A 15,479-nucleotide genomic window follows, 5' to 3' on the forward strand; every position below is an offset into this window, starting at 1 on the left:
CCGCCCCGAGCGGTCGCCGCACCCTGCGCACGGCGCGCCGCGCGCGGGTGCGATCTCTCCCGGCGGTGCGCGGCGCCGTCGGGCACCCGCGTGAGACCCCGTCCCGCCCCCGAACCCTTCGCTGCCCGACCCCCGACCGAGGAGAGACCTGATGGCGTCGATCACCCTCAAGGACATCGTCAAGAAGTACGGCGACGGGTTCCCCGCCGTGAACGGGGTGAGCATCGACATCGCCGACGGGGAGTTCGTGATCCTCGTCGGCCCGTCGGGCTGCGGGAAGTCGACGTTGCTGCGCATGATCGTCGGCCTCGAGGACATCACCTCGGGAGACCTGATGATCGACGGTCAGCGCGTCAACGAGAAGGCGCCCCGCGACCGCGACCTCGCGATGGTGTTCCAGAACTACGCGCTCTACCCGCACCTGACCGTCGGGGAGAACATCGCGTTCCCGCTGCGCCTGACCAAGGGGAAGTTCACCGACGCCGAGATCCGCGAGAAGGTCGAGCACGCCGCGGACCTGCTCGAGCTGCGCGAGCACCTGGACCGCAAGCCCGCGAACCTCTCGGGTGGGCAACGACAGCGTGTCGCGATGGGGCGCGCGATCGTGCGGGACGCCAAGGCGTTCCTGTTCGACGAGCCGCTGTCCAACCTGGACGCCAAGCTGCGCGGGCAGATGCGCACCGAGATCGCCCGGCTCCAGCGCCGCCTCGCGACCACGACCGTGTACGTGACCCACGACCAGACCGAGGCCATGACGCTCGGCGACCGTGTCGCGGTCCTGCGCAAGGGGGAGCTGCAGCAGCTCGCGAGCCCGCGGGCCCTGTACGAGCAGCCCGTCAACCTGTTCGTCGCGGGGTTCATCGGGTCGCCGCCCATGAACTTCCTCCCGGGGCAGGTCTCGGGGGACAGCATGGAGCTGCCGTTCGGGACGTTCGACATGCCCGAGCGGATCGTGAGCGCCGTCGGTGGCCGCGAGCTCGTGATCGTGGGGCTGCGCCCCGAGCACTTCGAGGACGCGCGGTTGGTCGACCCGACCAAGAAGGACCGGGGGCGGACGTTCGACGCGCAGATCGACGTGACGGAGTGGCTCGGCGCCGAGCTCTACGCCTACGTGCCGTTCGAGATGCACGCGTCGGTCGCCGAGCAGCTCGAGGAGCTCGACCGCGAGCTCGACGGGGAGGGCCTGCGCACCCAGTTCGTCGTCGCGCTCGACTCGGCGTCGCGCGTGCGGGACGGTGACACGACCGAGCTCTGGTTCGACCCCGACAAGATGATGGTCTTCGACCCCGAGACGGGGGAGAATCTCACGCACGACCAGGACGAGGTGGACCGGCTCGACCGCGAGAACGAGGAGGACCGGCGCGCCTCGCTCGAGCGGGCTCAGGCGCAGGCCGACGCTCAGGCGCAGAAGGCCAGCGCCTGAGCGGTACCGGTCAGTCGTCCTCGGTCGCCTCGGAGGCCCCGCCCGTCGCGGACGGGGCGTCTGCAGCGCGTGCCGACGCGAGGCGCTCGCGGGCGCCGTCGAGCCACTCCTGGCAGCGGGCCGCGAGGGCCTCGCCTCGCTCCCACAGCGCGAGCGAGGCCTCGAGCGGCTCGCCGCCGGCCTCGAGGCGCGACACGACCTGGACCAGCTCGTCGCGGGCCTGCTCGTAGGTGAGGTCCGCGACGTCGGCGTGGGGAGGGGTGGTGGTCATGGTGGTGGGCCTTCCTGGGCTGGGCTGGTCTGGTGGGGCGGGGTGGTGCTGGTGGCCGGACGGTCTCAGCGCACGGTGGCGTCGATCGCGCCCTGGGCGAGGCGGACGTGCAGCGCGTCGCCCGGGCTCACGTCGTCGGGGGAGCGGACGATCGCCCCGTCCGGTCCGTGCACGACGGCGTAGCCCCGCTCGAGCGTCGAGGCGGGGGACAGGGCGCGCACCTGGGCAGCGAGCCGGTCGACCTCGCCGTGCGCGCGCAGCAGGATCGCGTCGAGCGAGCGCCGGGCCCGGTCCCTCGCGGTGAGGACCTGCTGCTCGCGCGTCGAGATCATGGTCTCGGGGGCCGCGAGCACCGGGCGCGAGCGTGCGCTGTCCAGACGGGACTGCTCGCGCTGGAGCTGGTGCGTGATCGCGGCGCGGATCCGGGACCGGGCCTGCAGGACGCGCGCACGCTCCTCGCCCACGTCCGGCACGATGCGCTTGGCGGCGTCCGTGGGGGTCGAGGCGCGGTAGTCGGCGACGAGGTCCAGGAGCGGGGTGTCGGTCTCGTGGCCGATCGCGCTCACGAGCGGGGTGCGGCAGGCCGCCGCGGCCCGGACCAGGGCCTCGTTGCTGAACGGCAGGAGGTCCTCGACCGCGCCGCCGCCGCGCGCGACCACGATCACGTCGACGTCGGGGCGCGCGTCGAGCTCGGCGATCGCTGCGCTCACCTGCGCGACGGCGCCCGTGCCCTGGACCGCGACCTCGCGGATCTCGAAGCGCACCTGGGGCCAGCGGGCGCGGGCGTTGACCACGACGTCGTGCTCGGCCTTGGACTCGCGGCCGCACACCAGGCCGACGACCGCCGGGAGGAAGGGCAGCGGGACCTTGCGGGCCGCGTCGAACAGGCCCTCGGCGGCCAGGACCCGCTTGAGGTGCTCGATGCGGGCCAGCAGCTCGCCGATCCCGACCGTGCGCACCTCGCTCGCCTGGAGCTGGAACGACCCGCGCTTGGGCCAGAAGACCGGCTTGGCGTGGACGACGACGTGCGCGCCCTCGGTGAGCGGCGTGCTCGCGGCCTCGAAGACCTTGGCGAGGGCGGCGACCGGGAGCGACATGTCGGCGTCGGTGTCCCGCAGGGTCAGGAAGGCCATCGAGGCACCGGGGCGACGGTTGAGCTGGACGACCTGCCCCTCGACCCAGACGGGGGCCATCTTGTCGATGTAGGCCGTGATCTTGCTCGACAGCAGCCGGACGGGCCACGGGTTCTCCGCGGTCGTGTCGAGGGCCCGGGCGGGGAGCGCGGGCGGCGGGGCGGGGCTCGTGGGGTCGGCGGTGTCGGCGGGTCGGTCGGTCACGGGTCAAGACTGCCTCATGGGACTGACAGGGCCACCGTGTGCGCGCCGACCCGTGGGGATCCTGTGGAGTTGCTGCCAGGACCTGGCCCGGACCGCACGCCGACCCACCCGCACGGCCCGGCCCCGGGGGCCCGTCGCCTAGACTCGTGGGGTGACTTCCCCGACTGGTAAGCGTGTCCTCCTCGCCGCCCCCCGCGGCTACTGCGCGGGAGTCGACCGCGCCGTGATCGCGGTCGAGAAGGCGCTCGAGCACTACGGCGCCCCCGTGTACGTCCGCAAGGAGATCGTCCACAACAAGTATGTCGTCGAGTCGCTGAGCGACAAGGGCGCGGTCTTCGTCGACGAGACCGACGAGGTACCCGAGGGCGCGCGCGTCGTGTTCTCGGCCCACGGGGTCTCGCCCGCCGTCCACGAGGCCGCCGCCCAGCGCAACCTCCAGACGATCGACGCGACGTGCCCCCTGGTCACCAAGGTGCACAAGGAGGCCGTGCGCTTCGCGGCGGACGACTACGACATCCTGCTGATCGGTCACGAGGGGCACGAGGAGGTCGAGGGGACGGCCGGCGAGGCGCCGGACCACGTCCAGGTCGTCAACTCGCCCGACGACGCCGCGAACGTCACGGTCCGCGACCCGGAGAAGGTCGTCTGGATCTCGCAGACGACGCTGTCGGTCGACGAGACCATGGAGACCGTCGACCGCCTGCGCGAGCGTTTCCCGACGCTCCAGAACCCGCCGTCGGACGACATCTGCTACGCGACGCAGAACCGTCAGGTCGCGGTGAAGAAGCTCGCCCCCGAGTGCGAGCTCGTGATCGTGGTCGGTTCGGCCAACTCGTCGAACTCGGTGCGACTGGTCGAGGTCGCCCTGGGCGCCGGCGCGGACGCGTCGTACCGCATCGACCGCGCGCAGGAGATGGACGAGTCCTGGCTCGAGGGCGTGACGACGGTCGGTGTGACGTCGGGGGCCTCGGTCCCGGAGATCCTCGTCAACGACGTGCTGGCGTACCTGGCCGAGCGCGGCTACGGCGACGTCCAGGAGGTGCGCACCGCGACCGAGGACCTCATGTTCTCCCTCCCCAAGGAGCTGCGCGCGGACCTCAAGGCCGCGGGCAACGCGCCTGCGCGCCCGCGCCGCGAGAACCGTACGTCGCTCTCGGTCGAGCCCGTCTGACCCGTCGAGGCTCCGGCCGCACGCAGCAGCCGCACGAAGGCCCGCCCCCCGATGCCGGGGGCGGGCCTTCGTCGTCCGGCCCGACGGCGCCGCTCACCGGGGTGCGTCCGGCACCGTGCCGCCCACCCTGCGACGCTCACCGCTCGTGCCGCTCACGGCATGCGGAGGCCGACGGCACGGGACGCTCGCCTCGCGGTGTCCCGGGTCGCGCTGCGGGTCAGGACGCGTCGGCCCCGCGGTCGCGCTCGTGCCGCCCGGGCCCGTTGATCGTCCCGAGCATGCCCGCGTCGAGGACGCCGGTCCCGCTGTCGCTGCGCGGGCCATTTTCCGCGCCCGTACCCGAGGGGCCGCTCAGCTCGTCGAGCGCGACGACCGACTCGTTGACCGAGGCGAGGAGCTCGGGGGCGCTCACGGCGCTCAGCTGCGGGTTGGCCGGGGCGGGGGTCTCGAGGTCCTCGTCCACGACGTTGAGGTCGGCGAACCGGCGGGCGCTGACGAGGACGCGGGTCTCGAGCGACGCGACCGTCTTGTTGTACGACTCGGCGGCGCCCTGGATGGACCGTCCCAGCTTGGCCAGGTGGCTGCCCATGACGGCGAGGCGACCGTGCAGCTCCTTGCCGAGCGTGAGCACCTGCTGGGCGTTGGCCGCGAGGGCGTCCTGGCGCCACGCGTACGCGACGGTCCGCAGCAGCGCGATCATGGTCATGGGGGCCGCGATGATGACGTTCTTGGCGACCGCGTACTCGAGGATCGAGGGGTCCTGCTCGACCGCGGCCGACAGGAACGACTCGGCGGGGACGAACATGACCACGAACTCCGGGGCGGGGCTGAACTGGTCCCAGTACCGCTTGCCCGCCAGGTCGTCGATGTGCTTGCGGAAGTGGCGGGCGTGCGCGGCCAGGCGTTCTGCACGCACCCGAGGGTCGGCGGTCTGCTGGGCGTCGAGGTAGCCGAGGAACGCGACCTTGGCGTCGACCACGACGTTCTTGCCGCCCGCGAGCTTGATCACCATGTCCGGGCGTAGCGCGCCGTCGTCGGTGCTGACCTGGTCCTGCTCCATGAAGTCGACGTGCGGGATCATGCCCGCGGCCTCGACCACGCGGCGCAGCTGGAGCTCACCCCACGCCCCGCGCACCTGCGAGGACCGCAGGGCCGTGACGAGCTGGGCCGTCTCCGAGCGCAGGGCCTCGGAGTCGAGGCGCATGCTGCGCACCTGCTCCGTGAGCGTGCCGTGCGCCTCCCGACGGGCCTGCTCGGCGGCCGTGACCTCGGCCTTGACCTGGTCGAGGGCCTTGCTCAGGGGTTCGACGAGCTGCTGGACGGCCTGCTCACGCTTGGCCAGCTCGGACTCGCCGACCTGCTGGCTGCGCTTGAAGCGTTCCTCGGCCTGGGTGAGGAACTGCTCGCTGCTGGTCGCGAGGGCCTTGCGGGCCAGGACCTCGAACTGCGCCTCGAGGCGGGCCTGGTCGCCGCGGATCTCGCCGAGCCTCTTCTCCGAGCCCGCGCGCAGCTCCTCGATCGCCCGTTCGTGGTTGGCGCGCTCGATGTCGAACCGTTCGTCCGCTGCTCGCTCGACGCCCGCGAGGTGACGTCCGAACCCCTCGCGCTCGGTGCGGAGCTGGCGCTCGAACCCTTCGCGCTCGGCCGCGAGGCGCTCGGCGAGCCCGGCGCCGCGCGCGGCCTCCTGCTGCGCCTGGGACAGCAGGCCTGTGAGCCGACCGATCTCCTCCCGTCCCGAGTCGGGCGCGGACCGCCGCGCGAACCACCCCAGGAGGGCACCCACGAGGAGCCCGACGACGAGCATCAACCACGGCAAGGCGTTGTCCATGCCCGCACTCTGCCAGGTGCCACCGACAGGACCGGTGAGCGACGCCGTCGGGCCTGCGGACGAGCCTCCCACCTCGAAAGTAGTGACATTTCACAGGGGGAGCGGCGGCCCGGCTCCGCTACGTTTGTCCGTATGGCCCACGATCCTGAGCCCCGCGACCAGTTCCCACCCGCGACCCCTGGGACGACGGGAGCGCACGGCGCTCCCGGACACCCCGAGGCGTCCGCCCCGACCGCACCTGTGCTCGCCCCTGCAGCGCCCCCGGCCCCGTCGACGCAGGGGCCCGCGGCCCCCGCGCTCTCGGTGCGCGGGCTGTGGAAGAAGTTCGGCGAGAAGATCGCAGTGGCCGGGATCGACCTCGACGTCCCGGCCGGATCGTTCTACGGGCTCGTCGGCCCCAACGGCGCGGGCAAGACGACCGCGCTGTCCATGGCCACCGGTCTGCTGCGCCCCGACTTCGGCGCGGTCCACGTGCACGGCCTGGACCTGTGGGCCAACCCGCTCGAGGGCAAGCGCATGCTCGGCATCCTGCCCGACGGCGTGCGTCTGTTCGACCGCCTCACGGGCGCCCAGCTCATCACCTACGCGGGCCTGCTGCGCGGCATGGACCGGCAGACGGTCGCCGAGCGCACCGCGGACCTCCTCGAGGCCCTGGGCCTGGCTGCCGACGCGAACACGTTCGTCGTCGACTACTCGGCGGGCATGACCAAGAAGATCGCGCTCGCCTCGGCCCTCATCCACGCGCCGAGCCTGCTCGTGCTCGACGAGCCGTTCGAGGCCGTCGACCCGGTCTCCGCGGCCAACATCCGCGAGATCCTCAACGGGTACGTCGCGAGCGGCGGCACCGTGATCGTCTCCTCGCACGTCATGGACCTGGTCCAGCGCATGTGCGACCACGTCGCGGTCATCGCGGGCGGGCACGTGCTCGCGGCGGGCACCGTGGACGAGGTCCGCGCGGGCCAGAGCCTCGAGGACCGCTTCGTCGACCTCGTCGGCGGCCGTCACACCACGGAGGGGCTGTCGTGGTTGCGCACCTCGTAAGGCTCAAGCTCACGCTCATGCGCAACACGCTCAAGAAGAGCGTGTGGCAGACGATCGGCCTGGCCCTCGGGATCCTCTACGGGCTCGGCATCGCGACCATGGCGCTGATCGGGCTCGCGGTCCTGGGTACCACGGCCCCGGAGACCGCTGGGCAGATCGTGACGATCGTCGGCTCGGTCGTGGTCATCGCGTGGTGGGTCGTGCCGCTGTTCGCGTTCGGCGTGGACGCCACGCTCGACCCGCAGCGCTTCGTGACGTTCGCGGTGCCCCAGCGTCAGCTCCTCGCGGGCCTCGCGGTCGCGGGCCTGGTCGGCATCCCGGGCGTCGTGACGCTCCTGGTCTCTCTCGGCACGACGCTCGCGTGGTGGCGCTCTCCCGTCGCGGCTCTCGCCGCGGTCGTGGGCGGGCTGCTCGCGGTCGCGATGTGCGTCGTGGGCTCGCGCGCGACCACGACGGCGCTCGCGCCCCTGCTCGACTCGCGTCGCTACCGCGAGGTCCTGTCGATCGCGGCGTTCGTGCCGCTCATGCTCGCCGGCCCCCTCATCGGCTGGGCGACCGCGGCGATCGCCCGCGGTCAGGACGTCCTGCCGGTCATCGCGGCCGTCCTGGGCTGGACGCCGTTCGGGGCGCCGTGGGCCGTCGCGTCCGCGGTCGCCGACGGCGCCTGGGGCCTCGCGCTCGCCCGGCTCGCGATCGCCGTGGTCGTCGTGGCGCTCGCGTGGGTCGTGTGGGACCGTGCGCTCGCCAAGGCGCTCGTCGCCCCGCGCGGCGGTGCGAGCGCGGGCAAGTCCAAGGGCCTGGGCTGGTTCGACCGCTTCCCGGCGACCCCGGTCGGGGCCGTCGCAGCGCGATGCCTCACGTACTGGTTCCGCGACCCGCGCTACTCGGGGTCCATCGCGGTCGTCCCGCTGCTCCCGGTCCTGCTGTGGTTCGTCGGCTCGAGCATGGGGATCGACGGCGGTGACGGGTTCCGCGAGCTCATGCTCGTGCTCGGGCCGCTCACGGCGTTCACGTTCGGGTTCGCGATCTCGGCGGACATCGCCTACGACCACACGGCGTTCTGGACGCAGCTCTCGTCCGGGGTCACGGGCTTCGCGGACCGTGCGGGTCGTGTGCTCGCGGCCGCCGTGCTGGGGGTCCCGGTCGTGACGGTCTTCGCGGTCGTCTCGGTCGCCTTCACGGGGCGGTGGGACCTCCTGGTCGCCACGGTCGGGCTGAGCCTGGGCGTGCTCGCGACGGGGCTCGGCGTGTCGAGCGTGGTCTCGGCGCGGCTCCTCTACCCGGTGCCCAAGCCGGGGGACAGCCCCTTCAAGTCGCCCCAGGGGGCCGCGATGGCGACCATGTTCGCCCAGATGATCACGATGCTCGTGCTCCTCGCGCTGTCGCTGCCGGCGGCTGGCCTGGCGCTCACGAACGTCCTGACGGGCGACGCGGTGTGGGGCTGGCTCGCGCTGGTCGTGGGGATCGGTCTGGGTGGGCTCTTCCTGGTGCTGGGCATGCGCTGGGGCGGCCGCCTGGTGGACCAGCGGGGGCCGGAGCTGCTCCAGCAGGTCATGAGCTACAAGTAGCAGGCCCGACGCCGGCTCTCGCCCGGGTGCGCACGCGCCGTCCTGCACGCGCGCACCCGGGTGGGCGACGCCGTCGGGCAGCGGGTCACCGAGAGCGCGAGCGGGCCCGTGCGCCGCTCCCGTAGACTCAGGCCCCGTGGCTCTTACAATCGGCATCGTCGGCCTGCCCAACGTCGGCAAGTCCACCCTCTTCAACGCCCTGACGCGCAACCAGGTCCTCGCAGCGAACTACCCGTTCGCGACGATCGAGCCGAACGTCGGTGTGGTGTCCCTCCCGGACCCCCGGCTGAACAAGCTCGCGGAGATCTTCGGCAGCGAGCGCATCCTCCCCGCGACGGTCTCGTTCGTCGACATCGCGGGCATCGTCAAGGGTGCGAGCGAGGGCGAGGGCCTCGGCAACAAGTTCCTCGCGAACATCCGCGAGGCGGACGCGATCTGCCAGGTGACCCGTGCGTTCGACGACCCCGACGTGATCCGCGTCGAGGGGTCCACGGACTCTGCGGACGACATCGAGACCATCAGCACCGAGCTGATCCTCGCCGACCTCCAGACCCTCGAGAAGGCGCTGCCGCGCCTCGAGAAGGAGGTCAAGATCAAGAAGGGCGACCCCGTCCTGGTCGCGGCCGCGCAGAAGGCGCAGTCCCTGCTCGAGCAGGGGATCACGCTGTTCCAGGGCGCCGCTGCCGCGGGCCTGGACCTGGCCGAGATCGCGAGCCTGCAGCTCATGACGGCCAAGCCCTTCATCTACGTCTTCAACACCGACGACGCGGGGCTCGTGGACGAGGCCCGCAAGGACGAGCTGCGCGCGCTCGTCGCGCCGGCCCAGGCGATCTTCCTGGACGCCAAGTTCGAGTCCGAGCTCGCCGAGCTCGAGCCCGAGGAAGCGGCCGAGATGCTCGCCGAGACGGGCCAGGAGGAGTCGGGGCTCGACCAGCTCGCGCGCGTCGGCTTCGACACGCTCGGCCTGCAGACCTACCTGACCGCCGGGCCCAAGGAGTCGCGTGCCTGGACCATCCGCAAGGGCTGGACCGCGCCGCAGGCGGCGGGCGTCATCCACACCGACTTCGAGCGCGGCTTCATCAAGGCCGAGGTCATCTCGTTCGACGACCTCGTCGAGACCGGTTCGGTCGCGGCGGCCCGCGCGGCGGGCAAGGCCCGCATCGAGGGCAAGGACTACGTCATGGTCGACGGCGACGTCGTGGAGTTCCGCTTCAACGTGTAGTCGCTCGGAAGCCCGGACCGGGCCGGGCCAGGTCGGCGCCGGCCCGGCCCGGCGCCGGCTCGACGACGGCGGTGGGGACCGCACGAACGACGACGGAGGACAGCCATGGCCCGCCCGTACCACCCGGGACCGAAGCAGTTCGTCTTCGGCGTCGGCGACGGCAACGACCACGAGGTCTCCGTGGGTGACCCGCAGGAGGCCTACGTCGTGTTCTCTGCGTTCTTCAGAGGTCGAGAGTCCGACACCTACACCGTCGACGACGAGCCGGCAGGCCAACGCCTGGTGCTCATGCCCGGTCGAGGTGTGATCGCGCGGAGCGAGGTGACGGGACGGGCCCGGAGCGAGCACCTCACGGTCGACGGGCCCCATCGCTACCTGCCGAGCGCCATGCTGTTCTTCGAGAACGGGTATGCCGGCCTGGACCGCTTCGGCCAGTGGCTCCCGGAGCTCGACGACCTCGACGCGTCACCGGAGGCTCGCGGTGCCGCCCGCGCCGCGGCGATCACGACCGAAGCCGAGGCGATCGAGAATGTCGCTCGGATCTGGGGAGACTCGGGCATCGTCGACCCGAGCGACCAGTTCTACGTCTTCTTCGATGCGCACGCTCTCGACGATGCCCCGGCAGATCGAGCCGAGCTGCTCGGACTGATCACGTTCCTCGGGCTCCAGCGGGTCGATGCCGCGGCCGGGGCCGCCGCAGGTGAGGTCTGGGTGCGTACCGACGAACGCCTCGACGTCGAGCTCGAGAAGTGGTCATGAGGGACGTCGTCTTCACGCGCGCGAGCGGTTGGATCCCGACCGTGATCCGGGAGGACGGCGAGCTGAGGTTGATGCTCGCTGCCGGGGCCGACGCCAACCACGATCCGCGGACCTTCACGTTCCCGATCGGGGAAGCCCATCTGGCGGTGATCCGCGAGGACCTGGCGAGACACCTGCTGCTGTGGAGCGCGGTCCTTCCGTTCTGCGACGCGGCCGGGACCCGGGGGCGCCTCGACGAGGACGCCGCTGTCGCGCTCCTGGACCCGGTCCTCCTCTCGCTGCCCGCCGACGTCGACGCGCTGTTCGAGCGCATCCCGTGGGACAGGAGCCGGCTCGTCGCGCACGGGGCCCACATCGATCTGCTCGAGCGCGGTCAGGTCTGCGCTTCGATGCGCGGGGCGTCGGAGACGCCCGACGGGAGACGAGCGCAGGCGTACTCGGCGGACCGTCGTCGAGCCGGGCGTGGGGTGGTCCTCGGCCCGCTCGACGCCGCGATCCTGAGCTTCACCGGACAGTACCCGCACGGTGCGACGATCCCGCGACGCCTTCCGGACGCCGTCGACCCTGCGCTGCTCTCCGAGGTCATGCGCGTGATCGCGACCGCGGAGCAGGCGAGCTCCGGGATGCGGATCGGCCTCGACCCGCGACGGGGAAGGCGTGCCACGGACAAGCGCGAGTGGGACCGCGTGGCGGAGGCGGTCGAGGCCGCGGTGCGGGGCGCACACCCTGAGCTCGTCGACGACGCGGTACGCACCGTGAGCTTCCTGATGTGCTCGGAGGTCGCGGACCGCACACGGGACCTGCCCGTGGAGGACGAAGCCGTGGTGCTGGGCGACCATGCCGGCGCGAGAAGGACGAAGCTGACGTTCACGGACGACAAGGAGGTCGAGAAGCGGTGGCAGCAGGGTGACCCACGCACTGCCGACGCGGAGTTCTGGGAGTTCGTCGGTGATCGGTCGGCCTCGGACAACGAGGTGTTCACCATCGAGGACGAGACGATGGGCGAAGGGATCCAGCTCCACTTCTACGCGTACTCGATCGCCCGGGTCACGACGCTGCGCAAGGGTGTCGGCAGGGCGGAACCGGAGTACCGGGTCGAGTACGGTCTGGTCGACGGGATGAGCGGGTACCGGACCGTGGTGAGCGCCTTCGTCCGCGGCGGCTGCGCCGGGCTCGACCAGCACGGCCCGTGGATGTCGGATGCCGCCGAGCTCGAGCGTGCACGCCGGCGGCGCGACGCACGCTAGTCCCGGCTCGACGCACCCACGCCTCGACGAGGAACGAGAGTCGGCTCGAGGCCGATTCCACGACACACGACGACCTGGAGGTCCAATGTCTGATCAGCTGCCCCCGTGCCCCTCGTGCGCGAGCGACTACTCGTACGAGTCCGGCGCGCTGCTGGTGTGCCCGATGTGCGGCCACGAGTGGGCGCCCGGCAGCGTCGAGGAGACCGACGACGCCGACGCGCCAGACGCACGTGTCGTGAAGGATGCCGTCGGCAATCCGCTGGAGGACGGCGACGACGTCACGATCGCCAAGGACCTCAAGGTCAAGGGCGCGGGCGGCGGGGTCGTCAAGGTCGGCACCAAGGTGCGCGGCATCCGGCTGATCTCCGACGGCGTGGGTGACCACGACATCGACGCGAAGGTGCCGGGCTTCGGGCAGATGCAGCTGAAGTCGAGCGTGGTCAAGAAGGTTCTCTAGCCCGTTCGATGCGTCCGGCCCGACCGGTACCTGGTCTGCCTCCTCGTGCGCGGCGAGCTCAGGACAGTTCGAGCGCCATCCGCCGCCGGGCACGGCGCAGGCTGATCAGCCCGCCCACGGCGGCGCCGCAGCCGATCACGACGAACGCCAGTCCCAGGAAGTGCGGGAAGCCCCACCCGCCGGACGCGAGGGCCGGCAGCTCGCTCGTGAGCTCGACGGTCGGCGGGTCGCCGAGCAGGTACGTGACAGGCCGGCCGATGAGCTGGTCCTTCCCCTGGAACTCGTCGGCCCACCCGGTGACGGACCGACCGCGGACGTACTCCGGCCGGTGGTCGGTCTCGGCGACGAGCCGCTCTCCGTCGGTGCCGGTGAACGTGAGCTCCAGCGAGCTGTGCATCTGCTGGTCCGCGGACCAGGAGTGCACGCGGGCATCGGTCACGGTCCCCGACTGCCCCGACGCGACGAGCTCTCTGGCCTCCAGGCCCGGTCCGAGCGCGGCCCTGAGCATGCTCAGGCCGAACAGCAGGAGCACGGCCGCGAAGGCGAGGACGATGATCGAGGCGGTGCGCAGCGTCCGGGCGGGGAGGGCGGCTGTCGCCGGAGGGGGCATGGTCACGACGAGGAGCCTATGGCGACGAGCTCCTGCCTCTCGTGGGCCGCTGGTGCGGAGCGTGACCGAGGTCTCCGAGAGACCGGTCACACTGCCCGTCCGTGGGACGCGTGCCGCCGTATCGTGAGACACGGCAGGTGCCCGTTCTTCGTGTCCAGGGTGTTACGTACCGGTTTCTCCCGGTATCACGATGGAAACAGGACCGTACCGGCCAGTATCAACTCGGTAACGATCGGCTGCCCGAAAGGCGCAACCGGGTGAAGTCGCCCATCTTGGTCGGTACCGTTGCCCCAAACCATGGTGGGCTTCCCTGACGACGCCGCCGAGGGACGCCCTGCGGGTCACCCCGCGCGTTCCTTCGGGGCAAGGGAGTCGCCATCCCCTTGAGGAGGAACATTGAACATCAGGCGCACAAGTGCCGTTACCGCGGCCGTGGCCTCGGTCGCGTTGGTGCTGACCGCATGCGGCGGCACTTCCGACGACGCGAGCACTGACGACGCAGGCATCAACCAGGAGTCCGCGGTCACCGTGGCCTGGGAAGCACCGCTCAACGAGCTCAACCTCAGCTCGACGAACGGCAACGCGACGCAGAACGCCGTCATCGGCTACATGCTGAACTCGGGCTTCAACTACTACGACGAGAACCTCGACCTGGTCGAGGACTCCTCGTTCGGCACGTACGAGAAGGTCTCCGACGACCCGCTGACGGTCAAGTACACGGTCGCGGACGACACCAAGTGGTCCGACGGCACCGCGTTCGACGCGACGGACATCCTGCTCCAGTGGGTCGCCACCTCGGCCAAGTACAACAACGTCGAGGCGGAGTACGACGAAGAGGGCAACGTCTCCAACCAGGCTGCCCTGGACGCGGGCGTCTACTTCGACGGCACGACCCCCGGCTCTTCGCTCATCAGCGCGATCCCGGAGATCAGCGAAGACGGCAAGTCGATCACCTTCGTGTACGACAAGCCGTTCGGTGACTGGGCCCTGAACTTCACCAACCAGTTCGTCCCGGCGCACGTGGTCGGCCAGAAGGCGCTCGGCATCGAGGACGCTCAGAAGGCCAAGGACGCCCTGCGCGACGCCATCGTGAACGGCGACGTCGCTCAGCTCTCGCCGATCGCGACCTTCTGGAACAAGGGCTTCGAGTTCACCTCGATGCCCGAGGACAAGGCGCTGACCCTCTCGAACGGTGCGTACCTCCTCGACGAGTACGTCGAGAACCAGTACCTGACGCTCAAGGCGAACCCCGACTTCAAGGGCAAGAACAAGGCCTCGGTCGAGACCATCACGGTCCGTTACATCGACGACCCGATGGCCCAGGTCCAGGCGCTCCAGAACGGTGAGGTCGACCTCATCGGGCCGCAGGCCTCGGCAGACGTGCGCAGCGCCCTCGAGGCCCTGCCCGGCATCGAGACCAACAACAGCGTCGAGGGCACGTTCGAGCACGTCGACCTGGTCTTCCAGAACGGTGGCCCGTTCGACCCCGCGGCGTACGGCGGCGACGCCGAGAAGGCCAAGAAGGTCCGCCAGGCCTTCCTCCTCTCCATCCCGCGCCAGACGATCGTCGACAACCTGATCGTCCCGCTGAACCCCGACGCCGAGGTCCGCAACTCGCAGATCCTCATCCCGGGCTCGCCCAACTACGACAAGATGGTCGCCGAGAACGGTTCGGACTACTTCAAGCCGGACGCAGACATCGAGGCAGCCAAGGCGCTTCTGGCCGAGGCCGGCGTGACCACCCCGGTCAAGGTCCGCTTCGCGTACAACAACGAGAACGCGCGTCGCGTCAACGAGCTCGCGCTCATCACGGACACCGCCTCGCAGGCCGGCTTCGAGATCGTCGACACGGGCCGCCCGGCCGCTGAGTGGGGCACCCTGCTCGGCACCGGTCAGGACCAGTACGACGCCTCGCTGTTCGGCTGGCAGTCGACCTCGACCGCCGTCACCGAGTCCGACGCGAACTTCCGCTGGGCGCCGGAGCCGGGTCTGAACAACTACGGCAAGTACAGCAACCCGGCGGTAGACGCCGCGCTCGACCAGCTCCAGGTCGCGACCGAGCCCGACGAGCAGTTCGCACTGCAGCTCGAGGTCGAGAAGAACCTGTGGGCCGACGCCTTCGGCACCACGATCTTCCAGTTCCCCGCCATCCAGGGCTGGGACGAGAACCTGAAGGGCGTCGACGCGATCACCATCAGCCCGACGATCTTCTACGGCTTCTGGAACTGGGAGCTCGGCGCCTAGGACTCTCGTCCTGAGCACCTGAAGACAGGTACCTGACCTGGGTCGACGCCGGGAAACCCCCGGCGTCGACCGGTGTTCGACGCGTCAAACCTTGCGAGGACATCGGTACGTTCGCGTACCGATGTCCTCGCTGGCGGTTGGCGCGAAACGAGTCCACACGACCCACGCCTCGCGCCGGCTGATGTCCTTGCGCGCGCAACCCGCGCGTAGACTTGCCCGGCCCCTAACCTGGGTCCCTAGTTTCAGCGAGGTATGCCCTCCAATGTTTTCGTTCATCTCGCGACGCCTCCTTGCAGGGTTG

General features: G+C 70.9%; 13 protein-coding genes. 9 read left to right on the forward strand and 4 right to left on the reverse strand.

Annotation, left to right across the window (positions count from 1 at the left end):
* Window positions 1-151 precede the first annotated feature (151 nt).
* Entirely contained in the window at window positions 152-1,423 is a 1,272-nt protein-coding gene (locus ASE15_RS19955; RefSeq protein WP_056654557.1) for an ABC transporter ATP-binding protein, read from the forward strand.
* A 10-nt stretch (window positions 1,424-1,433) separates the two neighbouring features.
* Here the strand turns inward: ASE15_RS19955 and ASE15_RS19960 are convergent, their stop codons facing one another.
* Window positions 1,434-1,694 (reverse strand): exodeoxyribonuclease VII small subunit, encoded by a 261-nt coding sequence (locus ASE15_RS19960; protein ID WP_056654559.1) that lies wholly within the window; start codon window positions 1,692-1,694, stop codon window positions 1,434-1,436.
* Window positions 1,695-1,759: 65 nt separating this feature from the next.
* A complete protein-coding gene (xseA, locus tag ASE15_RS19965; protein WP_056654560.1) occupies window positions 1,760-3,031 on the reverse strand; it encodes an exodeoxyribonuclease VII large subunit in 1,272 nt (423 codons plus the stop codon).
* A 151-nt stretch (window positions 3,032-3,182) separates the two neighbouring features.
* Between xseA and ASE15_RS19970 the strand changes: the two genes are divergently transcribed.
* Complete coding sequence (locus ASE15_RS19970; RefSeq protein WP_056654561.1) at window positions 3,183-4,202, forward strand: 4-hydroxy-3-methylbut-2-enyl diphosphate reductase; 1,020 nt, start codon at window positions 3,183-3,185, stop codon at window positions 4,200-4,202.
* Window positions 4,203-4,419: 217 nt separating this feature from the next.
* Here ASE15_RS19970 and rmuC read toward each other — a convergent pair whose 3' ends face one another.
* The gene (gene rmuC / locus ASE15_RS19975) at window positions 4,420-6,030 is read right to left on the reverse strand and encodes a DNA recombination protein RmuC (RefSeq protein WP_235534606.1); all 1,611 of its coding nucleotides are present in this window, start codon (window positions 6,028-6,030) and stop codon (window positions 4,420-4,422) included.
* 132 nt (window positions 6,031-6,162) lie between these two features.
* On the opposite strand from rmuC, the gene ASE15_RS19980 reads away from it, so the two are divergent.
* The 6 genes from ASE15_RS19980 (at window position 6,163) to ASE15_RS20005 (ending at window position 12,324) form a co-directional block, all read left to right on the forward strand.
* Window positions 6,163-7,071, forward strand: a complete 909-nt coding sequence (locus tag ASE15_RS19980; protein WP_082609171.1) for an ABC transporter ATP-binding protein — start codon at window positions 6,163-6,165, stop codon at window positions 7,069-7,071.
* Window positions 7,053-8,639, forward strand: a complete 1,587-nt coding sequence (locus tag ASE15_RS19985) for a hypothetical protein (RefSeq protein WP_056654563.1) — start codon at window positions 7,053-7,055, stop codon at window positions 8,637-8,639. Before ASE15_RS19980 ends, ASE15_RS19985 begins: the two co-directional genes overlap by 19 nt.
* 136 nt (window positions 8,640-8,775) lie before the next feature.
* Complete coding sequence (gene ychF / locus ASE15_RS19990; RefSeq protein WP_030152107.1) at window positions 8,776-9,861, forward strand: redox-regulated ATPase YchF; 1,086 nt, start codon at window positions 8,776-8,778, stop codon at window positions 9,859-9,861.
* Between the two features lie 105 nt (window positions 9,862-9,966).
* On the forward strand, window positions 9,967-10,620 hold the full coding sequence (locus ASE15_RS19995; RefSeq protein WP_056654565.1) for a hypothetical protein: 654 nt from the start codon (window positions 9,967-9,969) through the stop codon (window positions 10,618-10,620).
* The gene (locus ASE15_RS20000; RefSeq protein WP_056765552.1) at window positions 10,617-11,867 is read left to right on the forward strand and encodes a DUF6357 family protein; all 1,251 of its coding nucleotides are present in this window, start codon (window positions 10,617-10,619) and stop codon (window positions 11,865-11,867) included. Before ASE15_RS19995 ends, ASE15_RS20000 begins: the two co-directional genes overlap by 4 nt.
* Window positions 11,868-11,952: 85 nt before the next feature.
* On the forward strand, window positions 11,953-12,324 hold the full coding sequence (locus ASE15_RS20005) for a zinc ribbon domain-containing protein YjdM (protein ID WP_056765499.1): 372 nt from the start codon (window positions 11,953-11,955) through the stop codon (window positions 12,322-12,324).
* Between the two features lie 58 nt (window positions 12,325-12,382).
* On the opposite strand, the gene ASE15_RS20010 is transcribed toward ASE15_RS20005, so the two are convergent.
* Window positions 12,383-12,940, reverse strand: coding sequence for a hypothetical protein (locus ASE15_RS20010; protein ID WP_157257730.1), 558 nt, complete (start codon window positions 12,938-12,940; stop codon window positions 12,383-12,385).
* Window positions 12,941-13,384: 444 nt separating this feature from the next.
* Between ASE15_RS20010 and ASE15_RS20015 the strand changes: the two genes are divergently transcribed.
* Window positions 13,385-15,178 carry an ABC transporter family substrate-binding protein gene (locus tag ASE15_RS20015; RefSeq protein WP_235534607.1) on the forward strand — a complete coding sequence of 598 codons (1,794 nt, stop codon included), beginning with the start codon at window positions 13,385-13,387 and terminating at the stop codon, window positions 15,176-15,178.
* Window positions 15,179-15,479: the final 301 nt, after the last annotated feature.

Source organism: Oerskovia sp. Root22 (assembly GCF_001429135.1).
Taxonomy (GTDB): domain Bacteria; phylum Actinomycetota; class Actinomycetes; order Actinomycetales; family Cellulomonadaceae; genus Oerskovia; species Oerskovia enterophila.